Here is a 19,752-nt window from a genome sequence, read left to right on the forward strand (position 1 = left end):
CACAATGTCCCGGTGGATCTTGACGCATCCGGCCCGGCCTGGATCGTCATGCCAGCGCCATGCAGGGAGCCGATGATGCGGGGCGGGACGACCCTAATCTGCGCGGCGGCCTGCGGCGGGACGGCGCGGCGCCGCTTGCACGCCGCGGCGCCGCGTTTTAGCACGTGCTATACTTTTCTGTGAGTCGGATGAGAGCTCGTTCCGTACCCCTGGCCCGCACCGCGGCGCTCGTCCTGGCCGCGCCGTTCCTCGCCCCCGTCGTCGCGCGGGCGGCCGACCTGTCGGCCCCGCGCCCCGCCACCGCAGCGCCGGCCTACGCCGACTGGTCGGGCGGCTATCTCGGCCTCGAGGGGAGCGCCGGCGGCTCCTACGGCGCGTACAATTTCGGCCCCACGACGATCGGCGGGCGACCGGTCTCGGCCTTCAAGAGCGGCGATTCCACCGGCCGCAGCGACCAGGGCAAGAACGCCACGACGGCGGTCGGCGGCCTGTTCGGCGGCTGGAACTGGCAGAGCGGGCCGTGGGTCTACGGCGTCGAGGCGAGTCTCGACGCGGCGAATCTGAAGCGGCCCGTCCCGTCGACCATCGCGGGCTTCGGCTACGCAAACGCGGACCCGGCCTTCAACATCGTGCGCGCCAAGACGGATCTCTACGGAACCTTCCGCGCCCGGCTCGGCTACAGCTTCGACCGCTACCTGATCTACGGCACCTTCGGCCTCGCGGGGGCGAACGCGCGCATCCTGGCGGACTACCCGGACCTCGACGCGGGCGGGCAGACCACGGCGCGGCGGGACCTCGACTATGTCGGCTTCACCCTCGGCGCGGGCGTGCAGTACGCGATCACCGACAGCCTCGCCCTGGGCATCGACTACCGCTACGTCGATCTCGGCGGCAGCCGGCGCTTCCCGCTGGGCGCGGTGCCGGGCGACGCGGGCGGGCCGGTCACGACCCGGGCGCGCTTCAGCTCCAACCAGCTGTTCGCGCGGCTGATGTGGTTCCCGGGCGGGCTGAAGGTCCCGCCGGACCCGGACGAGACCGCCCCGCACGATCCCGACAACGGCGACACCGGCCGGTTCTCGCTGCACGGCCAGACGACGCTGATCGCGCAGGGCGTGCCCGGCTTCCGCTCGCCCTACGAGGGCGCGCAGAGCCTGATCCCCCATCAGGCCCGGCAGACCACCACGGCGACGATCTTCCTCGGCCTCAAGCTCACCGACAGCACCGAGGTCTACTACAACCCCGAGTTCAGCCAGGGCTTCGGCCTGTCGCGGACGCTCGGCGTCGCCGGCTTCGTCAACGGCGAGGCGCAGAAGGCCGGCGCCCCGTTCCCGAAGCTGCGCTCGAACCGCTACTACGTGAAGCAGACCTTCGGGCTGGGCGGCGAGACCGTGGAGGTCCCGGACGGCCCGAACCAGGTGGCCACCCGCTACGACGCCGAGCGGATCACGCTGATCGCCGGCAAGTTCGCCCTGGGCGATTTCTTCGACGGCAACATCTACGCGCACGACCCGCGCGTAGACTTCTTCAACTGGTCGCTCTGGGGCTCCTCGGCCTGGGACTTCCCGGCCAATCTCCCGGGCTTCACGCAGGGCGTCTACGCCGAGTACAACCGGCCGGAATTCGCGATCCGCGCGGCCTACACGCAGGTGCCCAAGGAGCCGTCGAGCGACGTGCTCGACCCGCGGGTGTTCCGGCGCGCCGGGCTGAACGTCGAGTTCGAGGAGCGCCACGTCCTCCCGTGGCTGGAGCAGCCCGGCAAGGTCCGCATCGGGCTGTTCTCGAATGTCGGCGTCTCGGCCAACAACCGCGACGTGGTCACCCTGACGCAGCTCGGCCTGTTCGACGACATCAACGACGCCGTCGCGGCGACCCGGCGTCCCCGCCGCAAGACCGGCGGCTACATCAACCTGGAGCAGGCGCTGACGCCCGAGCTCGGGCTGTTCGCCCGGGCGAGCCTGAACGACGGGCGCACCGAGAACATCTCGTTCACCGATATCGACCAGAGCTTCTCCGGCGGCCTGTCGCTGAAGGGCAAGGCCTGGGACCGGCCCGACGACACGGTCGGCATCGGCGCCGCGATGAACGGGCTGTCGCCCTCGCACCGGGCCGCCTTCGCGGCGGGCTATCTCGGCCTGCTGATCGGCGACGGGCGCCTGAACTACGGCACCGAGCGCGCGGTGGAGACCTACTACGCCCTCAACCTCACGAAGTTCGTCACCCTGACCTTCGACTACCAGTTCATCGACAATCCCGGATACAACCGCGACCGCGGGCCCGCGCACTTCTTCGCCTCGCGGCTGCACGCGGATTTCTGATCGGCGCCGGTCAGGCGGCCCCCGGCCGGAGCGCTCGGACCCGATCCGTCTTCCCGCGCGGAGCGAAGCGATCCAGTCGGGGCTCGGGACGGCGCGCGACCCTGGGTCACAGCGCTGCGCCCGCGATGAGCGCGGTGTCGTCCGGCGGTGCGGCCGCTTCCCGGCTCACGCCGCGGCCTCCATCGAGGTCGCCCCGAAAATATCCTCGAAGGCGGCGCGGAGCTGCATGTCGACCTCGGCCATGCTCACCGGCAGGCCGAGGTCGACGAGGCTCGTCACGCCGTGCTCCCGGACGCCGCACGGCACGATCCCATCGAAATGCGCGAGATCGGGCTCCACGTTCAGGCTGATGCCGTGGAAGCTGACCCAGCGGCGCACCCGGATGCCGATCGCCGCGATCTTGTCCTCGACGCCGGGCCCCTTCTCGGGCCGGCGCACCCAGACCCCGACCCGGTCCTCGCGGCGCTCGGCGCGGACGTTGAAGGCGGCCAGCGTCTCGATGAGCCACGCCTCCAGGCTCGCCACGTAGGCGCGCAGGTCGCGGCTGCGCCGGTCGAGGTCGAGCATCACGTAGGCCACCCGCTGGCCGGGGCCGTGATAGGTGTACTGCCCGCCCCGCCCCGTCGCGTGGACCGGGAAGCGGTCCGGCGCCACGAGATCCTCGGGCCGGGCCGACGTGCCCGCCGTGTAGAGCGGCGGGTGCTCCAGCAGCCAGACGCATTCGGGCGCTGCACCGCGGGCGATCGCCTCCGCGCGCGCCTCCATCCAGGCGAGGGCGGCGGCGTACGCCACCGGCCCGTCGCTCACGCGCCAGCCCACCGGCCCGGCGACCGGATCGGTGCCGGGCCGCTTCGGGAAAGCGTGCGGGCTGACCGTGAGGCGGGGCGCGTTTACCAAGAGTTCACCATCCTGCGTCGATGGTCGAAGCCTTCAACACCCGCGGCCGGCGGTTGCAAGGGCTTGCTGCAAGGGCTTGCTGCGAGGGCTTGCCCGAACCGGACCGGCGGCGAGACGGGATGGCGCGCGGTGGCGGTCTTCGAGACCCTGAAGGTCGATCTGACGGTGGTGCTGGGCCGCGCCCGCATGCCGCTGCACATGCTGCTGCGCATGGGCCGCGGCGCCGTGATCGAGCTGGAGGCCAGCGACAGTGACATGGTCGAGATCCTCGCCAACGACCACCCGATCGCCCGTGGGCAGATCGTGGTCACGGGCGACCGCATCTCCGTGGAGGTGACCGAGCTGATCCGGAAGGCGGCCTCGATCGTCGAGCCGGGCGTCAGCATCGGCGACGGCGCGGCACCATTCTTGGAGGGCGGCTACGATTCCCCGTGACTGCGCTTGTCGGCGGCCGGACGATCTGTTATCCGCTGCGCCGCGCGACACGAAAGCGGCCCCGGGTTCTCCCGCGGGGCGCGACGGTCGGGCAAGCGGACCGGTCTTCGCGTCCGATGCGGCCATGGCGGAATTGGTAGACGCGCTAGCTTGAGGTGCTAGTCCCGCGAGGGGTGGAGGTTCGAGTCCTCTTGGCCGCACCAACTTGTTTTTGTTGGTGTTTTCCCTCTTAGCTCAGGTTACGGGTCACATACCGCGAACGCGGTTTGCAGATCCGTTTGCAGCTGACGTTCTTTAAGCGTTCCGGCATACCGCTTTGCGGCTGCTCATAAGCCAGCTCGTCGCGGTGCTCAGGATCGACGTGTTCCGCGGAACAATTCGCCGCGTGCCTGGCTCCTGCTTTCTTTCACTGTGATCCGATCATGCGACCGCCGGCTAGCGCAGGCAGATGTGCGCTGGAATTCGCACGCCGCATTTGATGTGGCTTGGATCGCGAGCCGCTAATTCCAACGCGAAATGCGCTCGCTTGAATTCCGCGCGCCGCGTTCAACGCGGCTTGGATCGCAGGCGGCTAATTCCAATGCGAAATGCGCTCGCTTGGAATTCGCGCGCCGCGTTCAACGCGGCTTGGATCGTGAGCCGCTAATTCCAACGCGAAGTGCGCTCGCTTGGAATTCCTCGCGTCGCATTCAACGCGGCTTGGATCGCAGGCCGCCAATTCCAACACGAAATGCGCTCGCTTGGAATTCCACGCGCCGCATTCAACGCGGCTTGGATCGCAGGCCGCTAATTCCAACGCGAAATGCGCTCGCTTGAATTCCGCGCGCCGCGTTCAACGCGGCTTGGATCGCAGGCCGCTAATTCCAACCCGAAATGCGCTCGCTTGAATTCCGCGCGCCGCACGAAGCTCATCCGTAAGCTCCCGGGAACCAACCGGGGACCGCAGCATCGCCGCCGACGGTGCCGCCTGCCCACACAAGATTTCCAACCGAACAGCCGTTTCGTTGAAAAGTCCGGCCGAGTCTTCTAGGCTCGACCAGGATCGCCAGAAATCTCAGGCCATGGACATCGCTGCTTTCTCTGCCTCTCTGTCGGGGCGACTGGTAACGACGATCGAGGGCAGCCACGCCTTTGTGCCCAACCCCTTGCCTCCGACCGGCATTGATTTCACTGCCGCGCTCGGAAATCTCGCCGTGGCTTCTCAAGCCCTTGGCGAGCTAAACGGCATCGGAAGAACGCTTCTAAATCCTTATCTGCTGATCAGGCCGCTTCAGCGGCGCGAAGCCCTATCCTCTTCGAGTATGGAGGGCACATATACTACTCTGTCAGAGCTCGTCCTGCTCGAAGCGGGCGCGAGCGAAGCCAGCATGGCGCATGATACTCGTGAAGTTCTAAATTACGTACGCGCTCTGGAAACAAGCATCTCTCGGCTGGACGAGCTTCCTTTATCCCTTCGAATAATTCGCGAAGCGCACGAGGTGCTACTCCGAGGCGTCGGAAGGCATCGCGGAGCCATAATTCGCGCAGGCGAACTAAAGAGAGATCAGAACTGGATCGGCGGCAAAGGGAAGATTGCCACTGCTCGATTTGTCCCTCCACCCCCGAGGGAAGCCGAGGAGGCAATGAGCGATCTTGAGAAGTATGTAAATCGACAAAACAGGGATGAAATGCCCGCCCTGATCGATGCCGCATTAGCACATTACCAATTTGAAACAATACACCCCTTCCCAGACGGAAACGGCCGTGTTGGCCGCATGTTCATTACTCTTATGCTGATGGAAAGAAAGGCTTTGGTCCAACCTCTATTATACATGAGCCCGTTCTTCGAGGAAAACAAAGACGAGTACATCGATCTCATGTATCAAGTTTCCTGTCATGGACACTGGGTGCCTTGGATTAACTTCTTCCTTCGAGCCGTGACAGAGTCATGCCAGCAAACGATTAGAGTTGTAGAGCGACTACAAGACCTTCAGAAATCATATCGAGATCGGTTCCAGAAAGCTCGCGGCTCGGCTCTCGCACTTCGCATCATAGACCTGGCATTCGAGCGCCCCGCGAGAAGCATTCCAGAGATAGCAAATCTACTCGACGTGAGCTGGCAGGGAGCATCAAATAATATAAACAACCTCATAGAGGCTGGAATTGCCGCAGACACGGGGATGAAACATCCTAGGATTATTGTATTTCCGGAGATCTTGGCTGCAATCGAACCCATATCACATGGCTGAACCGGGGGTTATGGCAGAATTATTTAATGCGGTTCCGCCGGTGGGCGTTGAGCTTCACGATCGCGCCGCGCGCCAAGTCCTTCGTCCTGGCGAGGTAGACCTCGATGATGCGGTTCACCGACGCGACCGTATGGCCGGTAATCGCCGCGATCTCCTGCGGCGTGCAGCCGGCCTCGGACAGCATGGTCACGGCCGTGCCGCGCAGGTCGTGGAAGTGCAGGTCGTCGCCGATCGCCGCCTTCTGGTAGGCGAGCGCCCACGCATTCTTGAATGCGTCGTCCGTCCAGGACACGCCAGTCGGCCGGGTCAGCACCGTGGTCGCCCGGCGCGGCGCGGCGTCGAGGGCGCGCTTCAACGCTTCCGTACACGGGATCCAGACTGCCCTCCCCGTCTTGCCTTGGCGCAGCGAGATCGCCTCGCCATCGTAGGCGGACCACGGCAGGCGCAGGAGATCGCCGCGGCGCTGTCCGGTGTGTAGCGCCAGGTCGAGCGCGAGCCGCAGCTCGGGCGAGGCTGCGCCGACGAAGGCCGCGACGTGGCTCGGCAGCCAGATCAGCTCAGCCCGCTCCGAGCGATAGGCGCGCTCAAACGTGTCGATCGGGTTGAGCTCGATGAGGCCGCGACCGAGTGCCCAGGACAACACGCGCTGAAGCGCGGCCATCTTGTTGTCGGCCGCGCGCGGGTGCGTCTCCGTCATCTCGTCGTGCCAGCCGAGGAAGATCGGCCGGCTCTTCCGGTTCTGGACGTGGACGAGCGGCGTGTCGCCCCAGCGGTCCTCAACGGCGCGGAGGTTCAGCCGGCCAATTTCCTTCGTGGAGTCGGCGAGCTTCCGCCACTGATTGGAGGCGCAGTACTGCCGGATCAGGCCGGCCACGGTGTCGCTCTCCGGCGGCCGGGTCGGCTTCTTCTCGGCCTCGTGCCAGGCTGCGACGAACGCCGGCGAGCCCGGCTCGCCGGGCAGCTTCGTGTTCGTGCGGCGGTGGTAATAGTGGACGCTGAAGGATCCGTCGGCGAGCTTGCGCCGGACCTTATTGATGCCCTTGAGCTCCACGCGCATTCCGCCGCGCCCAGTCGTCGAATGAGGAAGCGGCATCCTTCGTGAGTCCCGACAGGTGATCAAGGGCGGCGTCGATCGCCTTCCGGTCCCAGCGATGCGTGCCCGGGATCGGGCCGGGCACGATCCGGCGCTTCACCCACGTTTGGAAGGCATCCACCGTCTCGCAGCCGCAGTACTCCGCCGCCTGCTCGGCCGTGAGGCCGCGCTTGGGGATGTTGAGCGGCAGCGGTGAGGCGGCGCGGGGGCGGGCCATGGCGAGGCGGGCTCGGCGATCGTTGGAGGAAGGGTGCCCCGCCCGCGTCACGAGCGCGGGCGGGGCGTTCGAAGCCATGTCCCAAGCCTGGCCTCGAAGCTTGAAAATCGCTAGCCGGCCGCGCCGAGGTGCGTGGCATCTCGCGCGAGCGAGAGGGCCAGCGCCTGGCACCGCCAATCCCCGTCGAGGTCATCCGTTTCAGCGGCGTGGGCGAGGAAGACACGGGCTTTGGCGGCGACGCCGGCCGGCGTGCGAGCATCCGTCGAGGTCACGAGCTCGAGGAGCTGCATGGACCTGGCGAAGGTGCCAGGCGGGAGGTCGTGATCGGCTGCCTCCGACACGGCGTTTGCCGCGCGCTCCTCAGCAATCGCCGCCTCGGCTAGCGGGATCAGGGTGGCGTCGAGCGATGACGAGGCGCTCCTCGCAGATGAGACCGGCCGATCGGGCAACGACCGCCCACGCCAGTCGACGCCGGCGAGGCGAAACAGGCCATTCGCCAGCAGGCGCAGGAGCGTCCCGTCCTGGCCAACCTGCTCCGATGTGTCGTCCCAACTATGCTCGGCCACCAGGGTAGCGGCATGAGCCTGTACGAGGAGGCCAGCGAGCGACTCAGGCTGATGCGTGAAGATACGGTCGGCAACGGCTTTCACGGTCACGTAGAGGCCGAGGCCCGTTTCTATCGCCTCGTCATAGTCCGGATCGGCGCTGGTGACCGTCGCATCGCGATCGTAGGCGAGGAAGGGTCGGGCGGCGGCTTCGAGCTCAGAGGCGAGGGCCAGGAGGGCGGCATCAGCAGACAATTCATCCGCGCGTTTGAGCCCAGCAACTGTGCGAGTTGAGGCGGGAACCGATGACGTAAGCATGAGCCACCTCCGCGTTTGAGGCAGCCAACCTACCCGTCGAGTCATGCATTTTCAACCCGTTTGCGGGTAGTCAATTTGCTGGAGTATCCGACCCTTCCTCTGGAAAGCGCCACATATTTCGAGGGTCTAACCAACCCAACTCATTGTCTGCATGAAATATGACTGGCTGCCCATTTTCATCGAATATAGCAGCAATTCCCGGCAGTCGAACCTCAATTCTGGTCCCATCATTCAAGCAAAAAACCATCCCCGCGTCAGAAAAATCCATTGACCTGACGAGTGGGTGGTTTGACAAGACGTATCCAGCAGCCTCTCTAATTGATTTGAGCGAACGAACCTTCTCTATAAGCCGATCTGTAATTGTAATATAATTATCTCTATATTTCAAAGCGTCATCAAGCAATCTTCTGATAGCCTCATCCTCGGAACTAATTCCGGCGTCGGCGCGGTATAACTGAATTCTCTCAACCAGTTCGGGAGGAAGCAATACAGATACTCTTTGGAATTTACCTTGATCGCTGTTAGTATTCAACGAAAATGGCAGGCCAGGCACGGCCAAGTTAAGTATAGAGAGCACATCGGGGAGCACGCGCGATCGTCTCGTCAGCCCGTTTTCTATCCGATCGATAGTGGACTGGGTTGTGCCAACGCGCTCGGCGAGAACCTCTTGGCTCCAGCCACGGGCCTCTCGCGCCGAACGTATCGCCTTGCCGGGATCTTCATCCATGCAAGCATGATAACCCTTGGATTACCCGCAAAATGACCCTATTGCGGGTAATGCGCAAACGGGTTATGCATCACCATGCCTCCGGCCGAAGCCCATCCTGCCATCGCTGAAGCGGTTACGCTTTTCCGTTCTCAGGGAAGGCTAGCAGCGGCGATCGGTTCGTCACAGTCCGCGGTATCCAGAATGCTTCTGCGAGAGATACCAATCTCAGCGGAGACGGCGGTAGCGATTGAAAAGGCAACACGTCGCCAAGTTCCAAGATGGAAACTGCGGCCAGATCTCTGGAAACCACCTGCAAGACAAAAGAATACAGATGGATCTCCTTTGTGATGACGGCACATTTATTCAAGCCGCATCAGCTCGAGCACGATTGCCTTGAGTTCCTGGCGTATATCACCACTGAGCCTTTGCTCGCGGGCGAGCTCATCCAGCGCGTTGGTCGCCCGCTCAAGCGCTTCGCGCTCTTCATCACATCGGTCCGCCGGCCGCGCCCACTCGCCAAAGCTGACGCGGCCGGCGGTCCTCAAGTCCAACCTCCGCAGGTAACCGAGCTCCATCGTTCCCGTCTCCCGCCGTGGTCGAAGGCATTCGACCACAGGAGCGGGCCCGTATGTCGGGAGAGTCACCCAAGAGCTCGGGAATCTCACCCAAGGGCGGGCGCGGCATGATCGGCGCCAAGGCAGAAGCCCGCGAGCTCGTGTCGCTGATCGCCGGCCCCGTCCGGCTCGGCGACAACGTGAAGGCCGTCCTGTCACGCGTGGCCGAGGCGACCGGCCTCGGCGATCGCCGCGTGCGCGGGATCTGGAACGGGGAGGCGCGGACGATCCGGGCCGAGGAAATGGATCGGCTTCGCGCGGCGGCGCGGCAGGCCCGCGCAGTCGAGGACGCCCAACATGAGCTCGTCACCCTCCGCGCCCGGCTCGCCGCCTGCGAGGCCGCCCTTCGCCTTCCGGCCGAGGACCTTGCTGGCGCGTGCGCCGATGCGGTGGGCGCAGCGTCTGGCACTGCGCATCGCCCCCTGGATCGAGCCGGACGCGGGCTGACCGTGCCGGCCGTGGGACGCTCCCTCACGTGAAGGCCGGGGCGTTCATCGCCCCCGATTCACTTCCGACTACCACTCCGATCCGGGCACTGATCCTCGCCTGCATGCCGACGCCCTCAAAGCTGTCGCCTCGACAGATCCGCGACCTCTGGAAAGCCCTCGGGCCAGCGAAGCGGGCCGAGGCAGCGGCACGCAAAGGACGGGTCGGGAAAACCGGGCAATTGCCCGCAGGTCCGAGGCCTGAAACCGGCCGCTTGCGCGACGTGATCGCGAACATGTCCGGCGTCACCGGCCGGACCGTCGAGAAGTGCATCGCCGTGTATGAGGCGGCCGAGCGCGAGCCCGAGCTATTCGGCGAAGTGGTGGCCTATCTGGAACGGTCAGAGAACTTCCACGACGCGCACAACCGGATGAAGCGCGTCGCGGACATCGATCGGGTCCGTCGCCTCGCGCCGATCCAGGGGTTGTTCGCCACCATCATCCTCGACCCACCCTGGCAAGACGAGTCGGTCTCCGAGAACCAACGGCCGCCTTACGCCACCATGACGGTGGAGGAGATTGCGGCCGTCCCCGTCGCTGGTTGGGTCGGAGACCAAGCGCATATCTACTGCCACGCACCAGGCCCATGGGTGCCGACCGCGGCCGCGCTGATCCAGGGCTGGGGCTTCGCCTTCAAGACGGTGATCACGTGGCGCAAGCCGAAGTGGTCCATGGGTCGCTACTTCCGACCGGTCACCGAGTACGTCGTGTTCGGCACCCGCGGCGGCCTGATGCTGGCGCGCCAGGACCTGCCGAACTCATTCGATGGGCCGGTCGGGGAGCACAGCGAGAAGCCCGACAGTTTTTTCGACCTGGTGCTCGCAGCGAGTCCCGGCCCCTACGGAGAGGCCTTTCAACGCAAGGCCCGGGAAGGGATCGCGAACCTGTACGGGCCCGCACCGGCCAGTGAGGCCGCCGCATGAGGGCGTCGATCGCCGCGCATCTGCGCCGCCACGCCAGACCGATCCCGCGCGGGCCCCCGCGCCCGGCCGGATCTCAGCTCATGCTCTGCCGTGTCTGACGGCTGAACAGCGCACCGCCGCGTCACACCCGTCGTCGCAACTCGCCAGCCCCGCGCAACCGCGTCGGGGCGAGCGCTAAAGCATTGCCCGAGCTCTCGCTTCCGATCAACCGGCCCGACCGCCGCGCGGCACCCTCGCGCACGGGATGGCAAAGCCATGTCTCATGAGGACGTCATGGTCATCCGCATGATCAATCGCAGGCGCTCGGCGCTGCGCTCTGTCGTCATCGATGCCGCGATCTTGGACCTGCCGCGCCTCTCGCCGGCGGCCCTCGGGATCTACGTCGTGATCGCTTCGACTCGGAGCGGCATCACCCGTGAGGCGCTGCTGGACCGCTACGGCGGGAACGCCGGCGCCCTCGATGCTCGGCTGACCGAGCTCAAGCGGCACCTCTTGATCGAGGGAGGCGGCCTGTGAGCGACAAGGACAGCGAAAACCGGATCATGGCGAACATTCGGTGGGCTGGCCGGCAGAAGATCGCCAACGCCCCGGCCAAGAACATCCTCAACGCGATCGCCACGTACGCGAACCGCGCGGGCGTGGCCCACCCATCCCAGCGCGAGCTAGCCAGCCAGACCGGCTACAGCGAGCGTGCGGTCCGCATGGCCCTGGCGTTCCTCGCGGGCGACAATCCCGACAAGGCACAGTTCATCGAGCGCAGGGAGCGGCGCCGCGGGAATGGATCCCGGACGAGTGACGAGCTGAGGCTCCTCATCAACGGGAAAACTGACCACCGGCAGGACGTGCCGGTTGTGAGCGCCGATGAAGTCGCCGCAACCGGCACCACGTGCCGCCCGCCCCGGAATCTCATGCCGACTTCACCGGCACGAGATTCCGGGCCCACTACGTTCGAACAGCCAGGGGAACAGCCAGTAGAACTGCCAGAAGAAAATTCCGGTCCTGGCGGACCGGCACCGCGGGGCGGCGCGGGCCGGCGGGATTTTCGCAAAGAGCTTTTTGGAAGAGGGGTCCAGGCGATCCGCGACGTGACCGGTCGACCCGAGGTCCGGTGCCGCGCCTTGATCGGATCGTGGCTCGGGTTGGCATCCGACGATGCTTCCACCGTCCTGGCCGCGATCGACGCCGCGATCACCGAGGAGGTCGCAGAGCCCGTGTCGTGGATCGAGGCACGCTTGAAGCGCCGAGGCGGGGAAACCCTGTACGAGGCGATGAAGGCGGACGGCTACTTCGCCGACATGCCCAAGCCGAAGGCCTACAGCCCCCGCCCAGCCAACGGCGCGATCGGCCTGTTCCTGAACCGCATGGGCGGTCAGCCTCGGCGAGAGACCTCGGACACGGTGCGTGACGCCCACAATGCCAAGGCCATGGACATGGCTAAGCTGGGCGAATGGCCGACCGGCGGACGAGTGTTCGTTGAGCGCGATGCTGCCGAGGGGAGGGCGTGGGAGGAGCACTTCGCTCGATTCGGCACCCGTCCGCGCTGGCTGCCGCTCGACCGAGGCGTTGGCGCCTATATGCCCACCCCCTGGCCGCCGGCGGGGCCGGCGGATGCGCAGAATGGCGCGTGACGCCGCTCGATGCTCCGGCCGCCACCACGCCCGACGATGTGCGCCGCTGGCTCGTGGGCCTGTTCCTGGAGCTGCCGACCGCGCCGGTCTACGCGACGAGCCGGAGCAAGGTCGCGTTCGTCGATCCGGATAAGTCGCCCTCGGCCTTCGATTGGCCGACGCTCGCCGCCCAGGTCCTCGGGGCGCGGAGCCGGGAACGGCTCTGGCTCCTGACGTGGGCCCGGTGCGAGGCCCGGCGCCAGGCGCTCGCCCGCAACCTGCCGAACCCGCCGGCCGGAGGGACGGTCTCAGACTTCTGCCGGGAAGCGGGTATCCACCAGACGACGTTCTACCGCGTGGTCGAGCGGTCCCTTACGATACTGGCCGCGGAATGGGACCGCCGGCAGATCCGGAGCTGATATCGATCTATTAGCTTGCTTCAACTTGCCGAAGCAACGATGTTAATGGGGCCATGACACTCCTGCCTGATGCCTCTGAAAATCAGACTGGATCCGAAATTGAGCTTAAACTGTATCACGTTTTTCGTGATGAGACCTGCCAAGAAAGACATAGATGGATGGCACTTGGTACGCTTGTGGTTCCAGACGAGCACTTAAATGATGTTCGCTCGAAATTTACTGCAATGAAATCGGCAATGGGCCTGCAGGGCGAAATAAAATGGGAATACACAAACAAGAAACTGCTTAGTAGGTACAAGAGACTCGCTAACGCAGCTTTTTCGCTAATTAGCAAGCACAAGGTAATGCAATTTCATGCCATGCTTATCTGCATGGATGTCGTTGATCATGAAAAGTACAATGACGGAATTCCAGACCTTTCGTATAGTAGATTTTTCCATCACTTGATGCTTAAATATATCAAATTATATGGAAAAAATACAAAATATTACGTGCTATTTGACGAAAGAAATAGCAAGGTTCCGATGCGTCCATTCCAAAACTCAGCTAACTTTGCCGCTCATCGGAATTACAACATTGATCATTGGCCTTTCCGCAGGCTTCAGTATCAGAATTCAAAGGCCGACATTCTTTTCCAAATCAATGACCTCATCCTTGGAGCAATTGGCTTTCTGCGCAATCGAAAACATGTCTTAGAATCAACAAAGAGCAGTCCAAAAGCAGAGTTAGCCCTCCATATCAGAAGATCAAGTCCAGCCCGCTCATTTTGGCAGGACACTTCGGAACACAAACTCGATTTCACATTATGGGCACTTCGTTTCGGCGGAAGGAAGGGGAAAGACGCCTTTCGGAACCGCAAGAAATCCACATCGAAAAGCAGGAATAAATCGAAGCGTAGGGGCAGATCTGCGTGAGGATGGTACGGCCGCTGGTCAGGTCAGGTGGGGTTACTGCTCCCAGAAGGCTTCGGGATCTGAGCCTTCGAGCTCGTCCCGCATCTCCTGCCATTCGTCGGGAACTAGGTCTGTGGGCAGCGGCAGGCCGCGCAGGCACAGCTCCGCGCAGAGATCGTCCAGCGCCACGTGCCGCTCGAAGCTGCGATCGTCCGACCAGCGCCGGAACGCGGAGGCCCAGCGGGCGTGGAGCACATCGGCGGCTAGGCCCTCGTGCCGCCGTCCGCGGCCGACGTAGCCGGACGTGAACTGCCCCTTCGGGAAGTCCAGCAGCTCCATGGCGGTGTCTGCGAAATAGTCGCTCATGGCATCTCCCCGATCTCCCGCGGTGCGCTCGGACCCAGCACCTCGGCCGCCGCGGTCCGGAGCGCCGTCACGTTCGCGATGACGTGGAGCTCGTCGGCGAGCAGGAGTTTCCGCCGCCCCAGCGCCTCGGCCAAGCGGTCGATCGTCTCCACAATCGTCGGGTGCGCCATGAGGTTGAGCACCACGGCCCGCAGATGCCCCCACAGAAGCGCCAGCTCGGCGTCGGACCGCTCGGGCCAGACGCCGGCGAGATAGTAGGCGAGCCGGCAGCTATCGCAGGTCCCGAGGCTGCCGGAGCGGCAAGCCGCGATACGGGCCGCGCCGTCCGCGTGGTCGAAGGGCTCCGGCTCCGGCTCGCCGAGATCTCCGGCCAGCGTCACGAACAGGCTGCCGTGCAGCCAGCCCGGGCCGTCCGCGCGGCCGCGCTCCATCACGTGCGGGTCGCCCTCCTGGACGGACACGTACTCAACGTGCCGGCCCAGGGCCAAAGAGATCACCGCGTGGCTGGCCTCATGGCGGGCGATCCGCAGCCGGTCCTCTTCCTTGGCGGCAGCGAACCCGGCTTCGGTCCAGGTCTCCACCACGGCCCCGCGGCACATGATGCGGGGGGCGCCTTCACCCTCGCGGCCGTCGAGGTGGCAGCGTACGTCCCCTCTCACGCCGCGGCCCGGGTCGCCGGCGGCTCGATCCGCTCCAGCGGCGCGCCGTCCGGCTGCATCTCCTCGATCGTGCGCGACGGCGCCGCCTCGCGGGCCACGACCGCCTCCAGGACGGCGTGCCCGTCTTGGCCGATCTCATAGCCCCAGCTCAGGTTCCCGACCGGGCTCCAGATGACCGGATCGGCGGCGTGCAGGCCCGGCAGCATGACCTGCGTGTGCAGGGCCTCGGGCATCACGCCGGCCTTCTCGGGCATCGTGATGACCCTGGTCCCGCCCGCCCGGGTCTCGACGGGGAACTCGTGGAGCAGTTTGCTCTCCGGGTCCCGCCGCTCCAGCACGCCCTTCCCCGGTCCGGTTTCCCGGATGTTCGACCAGTAGAGCGGCGACACCTCGCCCCACATCTCCTGCGGGCCGGTGAAGTGCCAGATGCTGCCAAGCGCCTCGCGGGACAGCTCGCGCTCCGGCGCACCCGGCACGCCGCGCACCTGCGCTTCCGCGGAGCGCAGCGGCTTGGCCCCGGCCGGCAGGTCGGCGTTGGCGGCCCCCATGGCGACGTTGGCATGCGCCACGGCCGCGAAGATATCCCGGATCGCCCGGGCGTGCTCCGGGTAGGCCTCCAGGGCCTTCACGGCGGTCCGGATCCGGGCCTGCGCCTCGGTGTAGCGCTGGCGGCGTCCGGCCTCGGCATCCCGCTCGGCGGCCTCGGCCTGCACCTTCTCGGCCAGCTCGATCGCCGCCGCGGCCCGGGCGAGCAACACCTTGCGGCGGTCGACCTCGACGTACGCGCCGATCGCCGCCTTGTCGTCGTCGGCCACGAGGCTGGCCGTATAGGCCTCCCGGGCGGCGTCGAGCTGGCGTGCGGCCTCCTCATGCTCGGCCCGAGCGCGCTCCACGAGGCGCGCGGCATCGGCGAGGGGGGTGGCGTCCGTCTGGAGGCGGATGGCGGCCAGGAGCTTGGAAATCACGGGAGCGGTCCCTTCAGGCATGGTGAGGCGCCCGGACGGCCGCGCCGGCCGGGTTGGTGAAGTCAGGAACAGGGGTGAGGGCTACTCGGCGAACCGGGCCGTCGGCGCATCGCCGTTCAGGGGTGGCTCAGGGGCGTCGTCCGGCCGGGCGCCCTTCGTCCCGAACCGTTCGTCCCAGAGGCGGTGGAACTCCGCGCGGGCGTTCCGCATGGCCCGGTTCCACTCGTCCCGGCACATGCGTGCGATCTCGGGCGGGTTGGTGATGGCCGCCCCGCGGGATGCGATCTTGTCGAAGGCGCTGCCCACGCTGTTGCGCAGGCCGACGCAGAAGGCAGCGTAGATCTCGACGGCGTCGTCGCGATCGACCGAGCGGCCTAGCCGCTCTTCCAGATCGATCTCGGCCATGTGGGCGAGGGCGACGGAGCGGCGGCGGTCCGCCTCGTCCTTGCTCATGCCGGCACCGTCGTCGCCGTAGGCCGCGGCAGCGTCGGCGACCGCGGCCTCGATCCGCCAGCCGATGACAGCCGCGGTATCGAATTTCCACTCGGTGCCTTTACTTCCTCGCTCGTCGAACGGGCACCCTCTTTTGACCCATGTGTCGACGGTAGGAAGGCTTACGCCACAAAGACTTGCGAGTTCCGTACGGTTCGCCGTCCGGCCGCCATTCCGAGGCTGGGACATAAACATAAAATCCCGTTTCAAAAATTCTCAGACGGAGCCCCGATGGGGTCCGAATTCCCCTCAATGGCGCCCCCCTCCCGGAAGGACCCTGGGATTTGGCGGGGCAGGGGCCGGGCCTCAGGGGTGGTCGGCCGCGGCGGCCGGGAGATCCCCGCGGGGCGGCGCGAGGAGATCCAGCAGCCCGCTCCGCAGCGCCTGGCGGCCGGCGGCCAGAACATCAACCCACCGGCCGCGGTGCCATTCCTGGATCTCGACCGTCTCTCCTGCATCCACCTTCGCGTCGAAGATCGCGCGGACGATCTCGGCTCGATCCTCCGACACGCCCATGGCGCGGGCGAGGATGCCGGCCTCGTCCGGATCGAACGGCCCGGGCCCGTGCGAGCGGTGGACCATGAGGCCGAGCAATATCAGCTCGGCCCTGTTCAGACTGGGCTTCTTCACGGTCCCGGGCCTCCACGTGGGCGGGGTCAGTCGTCGTAGCTCTCAAGACCGGGCAGGAGCACACCCGTGCATCCCGCCTCGAGGTCGGGTGTCGTCACCGGGTCTGGAGCCCGAGGCTGGCGAGCAGCGTGTCCGGCGTGTGCCCGGCGAGGGAGCGCGTGCGCTTGCCGTCGAGTTTGGGCGTGCCGCCCCGGGACAGCGCCTCGCGGTCGATCCGCCGCGTCTTGTGGCGGGGCGGCGGAGCATCATCGACGGCGTGTTCGCGCGACACGACGCGCCGCTCGTATCCGGGCGGCGGGCGGTCATCGAGCGCGAACTCGCGCGCGCGGGGTCGGTCTGTGGTCATGATCGTCTCCATGGGTGGACGGCCGCCCACTCGGATGAGCCGCGCATGCGCAGCCTCGGTTGCACGAGCGAAACCGGGGTCCAGAGTGGGCGGCCTGGCCGCGCGACGGCTCACCAACCGGCGCGCGGATCTCGATGGGTCAGACGCCCAGGAAGCGGGCGGAACTCTCGGTCGGCCGGGCGTGCAGGTATCGGCCGGTAGTGCTGACGCTCGCGTGCCCGAGCGTCGCTTGCACGAGGTGGATCGGTGCGCCGCGCTCAAGGGCGTGGCTGGCGTGGGCGTGCCGGAGCCAGTGCGCTGACACCTCGGCCGACAGGCCCGCGCGCGCTGCGGCTCGCTTCACGATGCGATGCGCCTGGCTCGCGCTGAGGCCCCGGCCGCTCGGCTGCGCCCGGAACACGAAGGCGTCTGGCTCAGGCGCATCCTGGAGCGCCTGGAGCAGGCGCCACGTGTTGGCCGACAGGAGGACGATGCGCGTCTTGCCGCCCTTCCCGTAGACGGTCGCCTGCCCGACCGACTCGCGCGGGGCGAGATCGCGCCAACGCAAGCCGATGCCCTCCGAGATCCGGAGGCCTGCGCCGTAGAGGAGCGTCAGGAACGCCCGGTTCCGCGGATCGCGCTCGAGCGCGATCATGGTCATGGCGTCGGCCTCGGCCAGGATCCGCTCGGCCAAGGTGTTCTTGACCGGCGGCGACTTGAGCGCCTTGCCGACGTTCAACACCAGCGCGCCGGTCTCCTGCCCGAAGCTGAAGAGGGACTTCAGCGCTGCGGCGGCATTCGCCCGAGTCGCGGGGGCCTTCGTCTCCAGTGTCGCGACGTAGGCCTGAAGGTCGGCGAGGGTCGCGGTTGTGAGCGGCCGGCCGAGCTGGGCCAGGAAGCGCGCGCCGATCGCGCGGTACTTTCGGCGCGTGCCGGCGCTCGCCGATCGCGCCGCCCACGTCTCGATTAGGCGCGCGTCGTCGCCCGCTGCGGCTGGCGCCGGCGGCTGTTCGGACACGGGAAAACCTCTGGGAAAGAGAACGTCTCTTCTCTGCCGTCACCCCGCAAGACGATGGGCCGGCCGAGGGGATCGGCCGGTTGCGAGGCGATGGTCGAGATCGGGGTCGCGGGCATGAAAAAGCCCCGCGCGGTGTTCCGCCGGGGCTGCTTACCTGCTGGGCCGCCTAAGAACTACCGCAACCGGTAGTCCCAGTCCAGGGTCGAACCGCTGGGCGCAGTCCGACGTCCCAGTTCTATGTCAAGCGCCAAACCGCAGTCAATCTCACCGCGGCGCACGTCTCGCGACGCTGAATTTTTACAGCAGAACCGCCGACAGCGCCACCCGTACGCCCCTCCCAATCGGTTTGCAGGCCTCCGAAATTCCTCAACCAATCCAAAGACGTTAGTTTCGGCCGTTTGCAGCAAGAACCTAGTAATTTCATCGCTTCGACGCAGCTTGAGGTGCTAGTCCCGCGAGGGGTGGAGGTTCGAGTCCTCTTGGCCGCACCACATTGTTTCGGTTGCCCTGACCTGCGGCAGCCCGGATGTGGTGCATGACAGGGCGGTACGCCGCCGATCACGACACAGCCTCATCTGATCTGACACGCCGTGTCGGGACCTTAGTCTCGCTGGCGTGGCGGCTGTCCTTTTCCGGATCCCATTCCTAGACTGGCGGCCTCCCGAAGCCGAGGCCGCGCCGCATGCCCAGCGCTACCCAGCCCGCCGAACTGACGCTGCGCGGCATCGCGCTCGGCGGCGCGATCACGCTGATCTTCACCGCCGCGAACGTCTATCTCGGCCTCAAGGTCGGCCTGACCTTCGCCACCTCGATCCCGGCCGCCGTCATCTCCATGGCGATCCTGCGCCGCCTGCCCGGTGCCACGGTCCTGGAGAACAACATCGTCCAGACCGTCGCCTCCGCGGCCGGTACCCTGTCGGCGATCATCTTCGTGCTGCCCGGCCTCGTGATGATCGGCTGGTGGCAGGGCTTCCCGTGGCTCACCACCGCGGGCATCACCGCGACGGGCGGGATCCTCGGGGTGATGTTCTCCGTGCCCCTGCGCCGCGCCCTCGTGGTCCAGACCGACCTGCCCTTTCCCGAGGGCCGGGCCGCCGCCGAGGTGCTGGCTGTGGGCTCGGGCAGCCGCGCCGGGGAAGCCGACAGCGCCCGCGGCCTGCGGCTCCTCGCGTGGAACGGCCTCGTCTCGGCGGCCTTCGCGGCGCTGGCGCAGACCCGGCTGGTCCTCGACAGCGCGGGCGCGTGGTTCCGGGTCGGCGCGGGCGCCACCGGGATCGCCGGCAACCTGTCCTTCGCGCTGATCGGCGTCGGCCACCTCGTCGGGCCCTCGGTCGGGGCCGCGATGGCCCTGGGGCTGGCGATCGCCTGGGGCGGACTCGTCCCGCTGCTGACCGCCGCACAGCCGGTGCCGGGCGGCGACCTGGAGGCGTGGGTCGGCACGGTGTTCCGCCAGGACGTGCGCTTCTTCGGCGCCGGCGCGATGGGCGTCCAGACCGTGCTGCCCGGCGCGACGGCCACCGAGTTCTGGGATGTCGCCGGCTATGCGGCGCAGAAGACGTCCGCGATCACCATGTCGGCGGCCGATCTGGTCGATGCGGC

24 protein-coding genes and 1 tRNA gene are annotated in these 19,752 nt (G+C 66.4%); 12 read left to right on the forward strand and 13 right to left on the reverse strand.

Annotation, left to right across the window (positions count from 1 at the left end):
• The first annotated feature begins 188 nt into the window (after positions 1–188).
• The gene (locus MMR14E_RS13200) at positions 189–2,315 is read left to right on the forward strand and encodes a carbohydrate porin (RefSeq protein ID WP_331314900.1); all 2,127 of its coding nucleotides are present in this window, start codon (positions 189–191) and stop codon (positions 2,313–2,315) included.
• A gap of 165 nt (positions 2,316–2,480) precedes the next feature.
• Here MMR14E_RS13200 and lipB read toward each other — a convergent pair whose 3' ends face one another.
• Positions 2,481–3,212 (reverse strand): lipoyl(octanoyl) transferase LipB, encoded by a 732-nt coding sequence (lipB, locus tag MMR14E_RS13205; protein WP_331314902.1) that lies wholly within the window; start codon positions 3,210–3,212, stop codon positions 2,481–2,483.
• 129 nt (positions 3,213–3,341) lie between these two features.
• On the opposite strand from lipB, the gene MMR14E_RS13210 reads away from it, so the two are divergent.
• The 3 genes from MMR14E_RS13210 (at position 3,342) to MMR14E_RS13220 (ending at position 5,875) form a co-directional block, all read left to right on the forward strand.
• Positions 3,342–3,647: a FliM/FliN family flagellar motor switch protein gene (locus MMR14E_RS13210; protein WP_020095633.1), complete on the forward strand. Its 306-nt coding sequence runs from the start codon at positions 3,342–3,344 to the stop codon at positions 3,645–3,647.
• A gap of 118 nt (positions 3,648–3,765) precedes the next feature.
• Positions 3,766–3,850 (forward strand) — tRNA-Leu (locus tag MMR14E_RS13215).
• Between the two features lie 858 nt (positions 3,851–4,708).
• Positions 4,709–5,875: a Fic family protein gene (locus tag MMR14E_RS13220; RefSeq protein ID WP_331314904.1), complete on the forward strand. Its 1,167-nt coding sequence runs from the start codon at positions 4,709–4,711 to the stop codon at positions 5,873–5,875.
• A 19-nt stretch (positions 5,876–5,894) separates the two neighbouring features.
• Here MMR14E_RS13220 and MMR14E_RS13225 read toward each other — a convergent pair whose 3' ends face one another.
• The 4 genes from MMR14E_RS13225 to MMR14E_RS13240 form a co-directional block, all read right to left on the reverse strand.
• Positions 5,895–6,749: a tyrosine-type recombinase/integrase gene (locus tag MMR14E_RS13225; RefSeq protein ID WP_331314905.1), complete on the reverse strand. Its 855-nt coding sequence runs from the start codon at positions 6,747–6,749 to the stop codon at positions 5,895–5,897.
• A gap of 154 nt (positions 6,750–6,903) precedes the next feature.
• Positions 6,904–7,185: a hypothetical protein gene (locus tag MMR14E_RS13230; RefSeq protein ID WP_331314906.1), complete on the reverse strand. Its 282-nt coding sequence runs from the start codon at positions 7,183–7,185 to the stop codon at positions 6,904–6,906.
• 110 nt (positions 7,186–7,295) lie between these two features.
• Positions 7,296–8,048, reverse strand: coding sequence for a hypothetical protein (locus MMR14E_RS13235; RefSeq protein WP_331314907.1), 753 nt, complete (start codon positions 8,046–8,048; stop codon positions 7,296–7,298).
• A 70-nt stretch (positions 8,049–8,118) separates the two neighbouring features.
• Positions 8,119–8,775: a helix-turn-helix transcriptional regulator gene (locus tag MMR14E_RS13240; protein WP_331314908.1), complete on the reverse strand. Its 657-nt coding sequence runs from the start codon at positions 8,773–8,775 to the stop codon at positions 8,119–8,121.
• Positions 8,776–8,850: 75 nt separating this feature from the next.
• Here MMR14E_RS13240 and MMR14E_RS29255 point away from each other — a divergent pair, with 75 nt between their 5' ends.
• The gene (locus MMR14E_RS29255) at positions 8,851–9,105 is read left to right on the forward strand and encodes a transcriptional regulator (RefSeq protein ID WP_419539341.1); all 255 of its coding nucleotides are present in this window, start codon (positions 8,851–8,853) and stop codon (positions 9,103–9,105) included.
• Positions 9,106–9,116: 11 nt separating this feature from the next.
• Here MMR14E_RS29255 and MMR14E_RS13245 read toward each other — a convergent pair whose 3' ends face one another.
• Positions 9,117–9,332 (reverse strand): hypothetical protein, encoded by a 216-nt coding sequence (locus MMR14E_RS13245; RefSeq protein ID WP_331314909.1) that lies wholly within the window; start codon positions 9,330–9,332, stop codon positions 9,117–9,119.
• Positions 9,333–9,439: 107 nt separating this feature from the next.
• Here MMR14E_RS13245 and MMR14E_RS13250 point away from each other — a divergent pair, with 107 nt between their 5' ends.
• From MMR14E_RS13250 to MMR14E_RS13275, 6 genes are all read left to right on the forward strand, one after another.
• Positions 9,440–9,850, forward strand: a complete 411-nt coding sequence (locus MMR14E_RS13250) for a hypothetical protein (RefSeq protein ID WP_331314910.1) — start codon at positions 9,440–9,442, stop codon at positions 9,848–9,850.
• 230 nt (positions 9,851–10,080) lie between these two features.
• Positions 10,081–10,779, forward strand: a complete 699-nt coding sequence (locus MMR14E_RS13255) for an MT-A70 family methyltransferase (RefSeq protein ID WP_331314929.1) — start codon at positions 10,081–10,083, stop codon at positions 10,777–10,779.
• Positions 10,780–11,034: 255 nt separating this feature from the next.
• Positions 11,035–11,295 carry a hypothetical protein gene (locus MMR14E_RS13260; protein ID WP_331314911.1) on the forward strand — a complete coding sequence of 87 codons (261 nt, stop codon included), beginning with the start codon at positions 11,035–11,037 and terminating at the stop codon, positions 11,293–11,295.
• Entirely contained in the window at positions 11,292–12,407 is a 1,116-nt protein-coding gene (locus MMR14E_RS13265; RefSeq protein WP_331314912.1) for a hypothetical protein, read from the forward strand. The genes MMR14E_RS13260 and MMR14E_RS13265 overlap by 4 nt, the downstream gene beginning before the upstream one ends.
• Positions 12,404–12,805, forward strand: a complete 402-nt coding sequence (locus tag MMR14E_RS13270; protein ID WP_331314913.1) for a hypothetical protein — start codon at positions 12,404–12,406, stop codon at positions 12,803–12,805. The genes MMR14E_RS13265 and MMR14E_RS13270 overlap by 4 nt, the downstream gene beginning before the upstream one ends.
• Positions 12,806–12,858: 53 nt before the next feature.
• Positions 12,859–13,719 carry a DUF3800 domain-containing protein gene (locus tag MMR14E_RS13275; protein WP_331314914.1) on the forward strand — a complete coding sequence of 287 codons (861 nt, stop codon included), beginning with the start codon at positions 12,859–12,861 and terminating at the stop codon, positions 13,717–13,719.
• A 33-nt stretch (positions 13,720–13,752) separates the two neighbouring features.
• On the opposite strand, the gene MMR14E_RS13280 is transcribed toward MMR14E_RS13275, so the two are convergent.
• The 7 genes from MMR14E_RS13280 to MMR14E_RS13310 all read right to left on the reverse strand — a co-directional run bounded on the left by MMR14E_RS13280 (position 13,753) and on the right by MMR14E_RS13310 (position 18,153).
• Positions 13,753–14,064: a hypothetical protein gene (locus tag MMR14E_RS13280; RefSeq protein ID WP_331314915.1), complete on the reverse strand. Its 312-nt coding sequence runs from the start codon at positions 14,062–14,064 to the stop codon at positions 13,753–13,755.
• On the reverse strand, positions 14,061–14,723 hold the full coding sequence (locus tag MMR14E_RS13285) for a hypothetical protein (RefSeq protein WP_331314916.1): 663 nt from the start codon (positions 14,721–14,723) through the stop codon (positions 14,061–14,063). The genes MMR14E_RS13280 and MMR14E_RS13285 overlap by 4 nt, the downstream gene beginning before the upstream one ends.
• Positions 14,720–15,688 carry a hypothetical protein gene (locus MMR14E_RS13290; protein ID WP_331314918.1) on the reverse strand — a complete coding sequence of 323 codons (969 nt, stop codon included), beginning with the start codon at positions 15,686–15,688 and terminating at the stop codon, positions 14,720–14,722. Before MMR14E_RS13290 ends, MMR14E_RS13285 begins: the two co-directional genes overlap by 4 nt.
• An 81-nt stretch (positions 15,689–15,769) precedes the next feature.
• Positions 15,770–16,390, reverse strand: a complete 621-nt coding sequence (locus MMR14E_RS13295) for a terminase small subunit (protein WP_331314920.1) — start codon at positions 16,388–16,390, stop codon at positions 15,770–15,772.
• Between the two features lie 96 nt (positions 16,391–16,486).
• A complete protein-coding gene (locus MMR14E_RS13300; RefSeq protein ID WP_331314921.1) occupies positions 16,487–16,810 on the reverse strand; it encodes a hypothetical protein in 324 nt (107 codons plus the stop codon).
• 94 nt (positions 16,811–16,904) lie between these two features.
• The gene (locus MMR14E_RS13305) at positions 16,905–17,156 is read right to left on the reverse strand and encodes a hypothetical protein (protein ID WP_331314922.1); all 252 of its coding nucleotides are present in this window, start codon (positions 17,154–17,156) and stop codon (positions 16,905–16,907) included.
• A gap of 139 nt (positions 17,157–17,295) precedes the next feature.
• Positions 17,296–18,153, reverse strand: a complete 858-nt coding sequence (locus MMR14E_RS13310; protein WP_331314923.1) for a tyrosine-type recombinase/integrase — start codon at positions 18,151–18,153, stop codon at positions 17,296–17,298.
• 682 nt (positions 18,154–18,835) lie between these two features.
• Here MMR14E_RS13310 and MMR14E_RS13315 point away from each other — a divergent pair.
• On the forward strand, positions 18,836–19,752 hold a 917-nt coding region (locus MMR14E_RS13315; RefSeq protein WP_331314924.1), incomplete at its 3' end, for an OPT family oligopeptide transporter.

It is taken from the genome of Methylobacterium mesophilicum (assembly GCF_036441335.1).
Lineage (GTDB): Bacteria > Pseudomonadota > Alphaproteobacteria > Rhizobiales > Beijerinckiaceae > Methylobacterium > Methylobacterium mesophilicum_B.

Coding starts and splice junctions, on each gene's coding strand:
- MMR14E_RS13200 (WP_331314900.1), top strand. CDS start 189: ATGAGAGCTCGTTCCGTACCCCTGGCCCGCACCGCGGCGCTCGTCCTG.
- MMR14E_RS13220 (WP_331314904.1), top strand. CDS start 4,709: ATGGACATCGCTGCTTTCTCTGCCTCTCTGTCGGGGCGACTGGTAACG.
- MMR14E_RS13230 (WP_331314906.1), bottom strand. CDS start 7,185: ATGGCCCGCCCCCGCGCCGCCTCACCGCTGCCGCTCAACATCCCCAAG.
- MMR14E_RS13235 (WP_331314907.1), bottom strand. CDS start 8,048: ATGCTTACGTCATCGGTTCCCGCCTCAACTCGCACAGTTGCTGGGCTC.
- MMR14E_RS13240 (WP_331314908.1), bottom strand. CDS start 8,775: ATGGATGAAGATCCCGGCAAGGCGATACGTTCGGCGCGAGAGGCCCGT.
- MMR14E_RS29255 (WP_419539341.1), top strand. CDS start 8,851: ATGCCTCCGGCCGAAGCCCATCCTGCCATCGCTGAAGCGGTTACGCTT.
- MMR14E_RS13245 (WP_331314909.1), bottom strand. CDS start 9,332: ATGGAGCTCGGTTACCTGCGGAGGTTGGACTTGAGGACCGCCGGCCGC.
- MMR14E_RS13250 (WP_331314910.1), top strand. CDS start 9,440: ATGATCGGCGCCAAGGCAGAAGCCCGCGAGCTCGTGTCGCTGATCGCC.
- MMR14E_RS13260 (WP_331314911.1), top strand. CDS start 11,035: ATGTCTCATGAGGACGTCATGGTCATCCGCATGATCAATCGCAGGCGC.
- MMR14E_RS13275 (WP_331314914.1), top strand. CDS start 12,859: ATGACACTCCTGCCTGATGCCTCTGAAAATCAGACTGGATCCGAAATT.
- MMR14E_RS13280 (WP_331314915.1), bottom strand. CDS start 14,064: ATGAGCGACTATTTCGCAGACACCGCCATGGAGCTGCTGGACTTCCCG.
- MMR14E_RS13305 (WP_331314922.1), bottom strand. CDS start 17,156: ATGACCACAGACCGACCCCGCGCGCGCGAGTTCGCGCTCGATGACCGC.